Genomic DNA, 5,147 nt, shown 5'->3' with positions numbered 1-5,147 from the left:
CACCGCGCGTTCGTCGACATGTGTGCAGCCGAGCGCGAACGCGCCTTGCCCGGGCGTTTCGACGATGATCTTCGGCTTGTTCGGTTCGGCCGCGCGCGCAGGGATGCGCGCGGCGACGAAGGTGCCGGAGCCAACGGTGGCTTCGGCAAAGCCGTCAGCGATCAGGCGCTCATAGGCGGTGACGACGGCGTTGCGCCGAAAGCCCGTTTGCTTCGCCAGCGTGCGTGACGGCGGCAGCGGCTCGCCAGGCTTGACGAGGCCGGAGACGATCATCTCGCACAGCGCCTGATAGAGCCGATGCGCGGCGGAGGCGCCGGCCGTGACGTGCGGGCCGGCGAGATCGAGCGACAGCTCGGTCTTGGCCGGGGAGGGAAGAGAATTGGTCGGAATTTTTTGCATGGAATTGGAACTATCGCAGACCAAATGCGCCGCTACAACTACTCCGGATCTTTCCAATCCGATCAGGAGCGGCCGTGAGCCAGACCGAGACCACCAATTCCTATCCGACCTCCGCGCGCAGCCAGGTGAAGCGCCGGCACGATCGCGGCTTCTACGATCACGACACGGTTCATCGCATCCTGGATTCCTCGATGCTCTGCCATGTCTCCTACGTGATCGACGGCCAGCCCTATTGCACGCCGACCTTCTTCTGGCGCGAGGGCACCAGGCTCTACTGGCACGGCTCGAGCGCAAGCCGGATGTTGCGCAGCCAGACCAAGGGCGAGCGCGTGTGTCTCACGGTCGCCCATCTCGACAGCCTCGTGCTGGCGCGCTGCGGCTTCAACCATTCCGCCGACTACCGTGCGGTGATGGCATTCGGCACCGCCTATCTCGTTACCGATCCCAGCGAGAAGGAGCGCGCGGTGATCGCGATGGTCGATCGCTTCTTCCCGGATCGCACCGCGAGTCTCAGGGCGAGCAACACCCAGGAGATCAAGGCGACGTCCTTCATCGCGATGGAAATCGAGGAAGCCTCGGCCAAGATACGCGCCAAGGGTGTTGCTGACGACGACGAGGACTATGCGTTGCCGATTTATGCCGAACGCATCCCGGTGCGCACCGTGATCGGCGCGCCGGAACCGTGCCCGCGCCTGCTCGACGGCGTCACGCGTCCTGCGACGTTGAATGGCTATTCGGAAGGGCGCCTGCTCGAAGATGCATTGCGGGATGCTTATTTTGTGGAGTACCCGAACGGCTGAAATCGGTTAGCTTGCGCACTCCTTGGGACCATTGGAATGCCTGGAGTTGCCTGATGAATGCCGAAACGCAGCAGAGGATTCTCGACGCCGTCGATGCCGGCTTCGAAGCCCAGCTTGCCACCACACGCGATTTCGTCGCGATCCCTTCGACCCGCGGGGCGGAGGGGCCGTGTCAGGACATGATCGGCGACCTCCTGCGCGAGCGTGGCTATGAGGTCGACGACTGGCACATCGATGTCGATGATCTCAAGGATCTGCGCGGCTTCGGCCCGATAGAGCATGATTTCTCCAAAGCACGTTCGGTGGTGGGCACCTACCGTCCGCAAACGAACGGCGGCAAATCGCTGATCCTGCAGGGCCACTGCGATGTGGTGCCCGCTGGCCCGCTGGAATTGTGGGACACGCCGCCGTTCTCGCCCGTCATCAAGGACGGCAAGATGTTCGGCCGTGGCGCCTGCGACATGAAGTCGGGCACCATCGGCGCGCTCTATGCCCTCGATGCGATCAAGGCCGCGGGCTTCAGGCCGACGGCACGGATCCACTTCCAGTCCGTGATCGAGGAGGAGAGCACAGGCGTCGGCGCGCTCTCGACGCTGCAGCGCGGCTATCGTGCGGATGCCTGCTTCATTCCGGAGCCGACCGGCGGCAAGATGGTGCGCTCGCAGGTCGGCGTGATCTGGTTTCGCCTGCGCGTGAAGGGCCATCCGACGCATGTCGCCTTTGCCGGCTCCGGCGCGAATGCGATCATGGCCGCCTATCATTTGATCCAGGCGCTGCAGAAGCTGGAGATCGAATGGAACGAGCGCGCCAAAGCTGACAGGCACTTCAAGACGCTCAACCATCCCATCAACTTCAACCCCGGCATCATCAAGGGCGGCGACTGGGCTTCCAGCGTGCCGGCCTGGTGCGATGTCGATTGCCGGATTGCGGTTCTGCCGGGTTGGTCGATCGCCGACCACCAGAAGGAGATCATGGCCTGCGTCGCTGCCGCGGCGCGCAACCACCGCTTCCTTGCCAATAATCCGCCGGAGATCGAATGGTCGGGCTTCCTGTCGGAAGGCTATGAACTGACCGACGCCGCCGCGCCGGAGGCTGCGTTCGGCAAAGCGTTCGGCAAGGTCTATGGCGGCGCGGTCGAGGACCTCGTCTTCACCGCGCTCACCGACACCCGCTTCTATGGCCTCAACCACGGCATTCCGAGCCTGTGCTTCGGTGCCAGCGGCGGCGAGATGCACGGCTTCAACGAATATGTCGAGCTGGAGTCGCTGAAGAAAGCGACCAAGGCGATGGCGCTGTTCATCGCGGAATGGTGCGGAGTGGAGAACGCGTAGCCGTCGCTCCGTTCGCGGTGCCGTAGGGTGGGCAAAGGCGCCTTTGCGCCGTCCCCACGAGTCTTATTCGACATAACCAGCGCGTGGGCACGCGCCGCTTTGCCCATCCTACGGCTGGAGCGCTCAGCTGCCTGACCCTCCGGATCCTCCTAAATCCTTTAAGCTTAAAATAAAGACTAGGATGCGGCATTGACCGGTGGCAGACTGGCGGCGAGTTCGCGAGTCCTCGGGAGTCACAATGCGCGATTGGGATGATGCTTATGCCAATTCGGCCCATATCCCCGGCTCGGACAAGATGCCCGCGTTGTGGTTGGAGCGAGCCGCGGCGTATCGTGCCGGGCTGAGGAACTTTCGCGCCGACATCGCCTATGGCGCCGGGGAGCGCCAGAAGCTCGACCTGGTCCTGCCCGACGGCGACAGCAAGGGGCTCGTCGTCTTCGTCCATGGCGGCTACTGGATGCGCTTCGACAAGTCGACCTGGACCGATCTCGCCGAAGGCGCGCGGCACCATGGCTGGGCCGTGGCGCTGCCGAGCTACACGCTGACGCCGGCTGCGCGCATCTCCGACATCACCGCCGAAATCACCGCCGCGATCGCGAAAGCGGCCTCGCTTGTCGCAGGTCCGATCCACCTCGCCGGCCACTCGGCCGGCGGCCATCTCGTCACGCGCATGCTGTGCGATGACAGCCGGCTGGAGCCCGCCGTCTACAGCCGCATTGCCGGCACGCTCTCGATCAGCGGCCTGCACGACCTGCGTCCGCTGCTCAAGACCAAGATGAACGAGACACTGGGCATGACCATGGAGGAAGCGACGCTCGAAAGCGCGGCGCTGCATTTGCCGCGTGGGCATTCGCCCGTGACCGCCTGGGTCGGCGGCGGCGAGCGGCCCGAATTCATCCGCCAGTCCGACCTGATGGCCAATGTCTGGACCGGCTTCGACGTGCCGACGCGCCTCGTCGTCGAGCCGGCGCTGAACCATTTCACCGTGATCGACGGGCTCAAGGATCCGTCGTCGCAGATCACCGCGCGCCTGATCGGCCTCGACTGAGCAGGCCGGTATGATCGATCGAGAGGGCCAGCCATGACGTCCAGCGATTACGATCCTGCGAATGAAGGCGCCGAGACCGATTTCGCCCGGCGGATGTCCTATGGCGACTACCTGGCGCTGGATGCGATCCTCGGCGCGCAGCATCCGCTCTCGGAAGCGCATGACGAGATGCTGTTCATCATCCAGCATCAGACCACCGAGCTGTGGATGCGCCTTGCCATCCACGAGCTCAGCGCCGCGCGCCGCGCCATCGCCATGGACGAGGTGCAGCCTGCAATGAAGATGCTGGCGCGGATGTCGCGCATCTTCGAGCAGCTCAACAACGCCTGGGACGTGCTGCGCACCATGACGCCCAGCGAGTACACGCGCTTCCGCTCGCAGCTCGGACAGTCCTCGGGCTTTCAGTCGCGGCAATACCGGCTGATCGAATTTCTGCTCGGCAACCGCAATCACGCCATGCTCAAGCCGCACGCGCACGATGTGGAGACGACGAAGCTGCTCGAGGCCGAACTCGCGACGCCCAGCCTCTATGACGAAGTGCTGCGGCTCGCCGACCGCAACGGGCTCAAGATGCCGGCCGCGGTGCTGGCTCGCGATGTTCGCGAGACCCACAGCTTCAACGAAGGCGTGCTGCAGGCCTGGCGTGTCGTCTACGAGGCGCCGGAGACGCATTGGATGCTCTACGAGCTCGCCGAGAAACTCGTCGACTTCGAGGATTATTTCCGCCGCTGGCGCTTCAACCACGTGACCACGGTCGAGCGTGTCATCGGCTTCAAGCGCGGTACCGGCGGCACCGGTGGTGTCAGCTATCTCAAGCGCATGCTGGAGGTGGAGCTGTTCCCCGAGCTCTGGCGCGTCCGCACGATTCTGTAGAGATTTTCCATGACCAAGCTTCGCGTCTACGACGACACCAAGGCGCTGTTCCATCTGCCCGACGGTGTGATCTATCTCGACGGCAATTCGCTCGGCGCCCTGCCGCTTGGCGTTGCCGAGCGGGTCAACCGCGTCATCACCACCGAGTGGGGCAATGAGCTGATCCGGGCCTGGAACACTGCCGGCTGGTATGCCCAGCCGCGTCACGTCGGCGATCGCATCGCGCGGCTGATCGGTGCGGAGGCCGGATCCGTAATGGTCGGCGACACGTTGTCGCTGAAGGTCTATCAGGCGCTCGCCGCCGCGCTCGACATGAGCGCATCGCGCATGGTCATCCTCTCGGACACCGGCAATTTCCCGACCGATCTCTACATGGCCGAGGGCCTGATCGCGACGCTCGGGCGCGGCCACCAATTGCGCCTGGTGGCGCCGGAGGAGATCGAGGATTCGTTGTCCGAGGAGATCGCGGTCCTCTACATCACCGAGGTCGATTACCGCACCGGCCGCCGCCACGACATGGCGAAGCTGACGGCGAAAGCGCATGCGCTCGGCATCGTCACGGTCTGGGATCTCGCCCATTCCGCCGGCGCGCTGCCGGTCGATCTTGCGGGCACCGGCGCCGATTTCGCCGCCGGCTGTACCTACAAATACATCAATGCCGGCCCCGGCGCGCCGGCGTTCCTGTACGTCGCGCCG

General features: G+C 64.5%; 6 protein-coding genes. 5 read left to right on the top strand and 1 reads right to left on the bottom strand.

Features of this window, described 5'->3' with window-relative positions; translation table 11 throughout:
* Positions 1-399: GntR family transcriptional regulator (locus tag MOV75_RS26820; RefSeq protein WP_247006890.1), on the bottom strand; the 399-nt coding region annotated here is incomplete at its 3' end.
* A gap of 74 nt (positions 400-473) precedes the next feature.
* Between MOV75_RS26820 and MOV75_RS26815 the strand changes: the two genes are divergently transcribed.
* The 5 genes from MOV75_RS26815 to MOV75_RS26795 all read left to right on the top strand — a co-directional run.
* The gene (locus MOV75_RS26815; RefSeq protein WP_246930569.1) at positions 474-1,199 is read left to right on the top strand and encodes a pyridoxamine 5'-phosphate oxidase family protein; all 726 of its coding nucleotides are present in this window, start codon (positions 474-476) and stop codon (positions 1,197-1,199) included.
* Positions 1,200-1,252: 53 nt separating this feature from the next.
* The gene (locus tag MOV75_RS26810; RefSeq protein ID WP_246930571.1) at positions 1,253-2,530 is read left to right on the top strand and encodes an ArgE/DapE family deacylase; all 1,278 of its coding nucleotides are present in this window, start codon (positions 1,253-1,255) and stop codon (positions 2,528-2,530) included.
* A 238-nt stretch (positions 2,531-2,768) separates the two neighbouring features.
* Positions 2,769-3,578, top strand: a complete 810-nt coding sequence (locus MOV75_RS26805) for an alpha/beta hydrolase (RefSeq protein ID WP_246930573.1) — start codon at positions 2,769-2,771, stop codon at positions 3,576-3,578.
* A gap of 33 nt (positions 3,579-3,611) precedes the next feature.
* Complete coding sequence (gene kynA, locus MOV75_RS26800) at positions 3,612-4,451, top strand: tryptophan 2,3-dioxygenase (protein WP_246930574.1); 840 nt, start codon at positions 3,612-3,614, stop codon at positions 4,449-4,451.
* Between the two features lie 9 nt (positions 4,452-4,460).
* The coding region (locus MOV75_RS26795; RefSeq protein ID WP_247006889.1) for an aminotransferase class V-fold PLP-dependent enzyme at positions 4,461-5,147 on the top strand (687 nt) is incomplete at its 3' end.

The sequence above is a fragment of the Bradyrhizobium sp. PRIMUS42 genome (assembly GCF_023006515.1).
GTDB lineage: Bacteria > Pseudomonadota > Alphaproteobacteria > Rhizobiales > Xanthobacteraceae > Bradyrhizobium.
The sequence above is the reverse complement of the archived record's forward strand: the minus strand, read 5'-3'. Positions and strand labels throughout refer to the sequence as shown.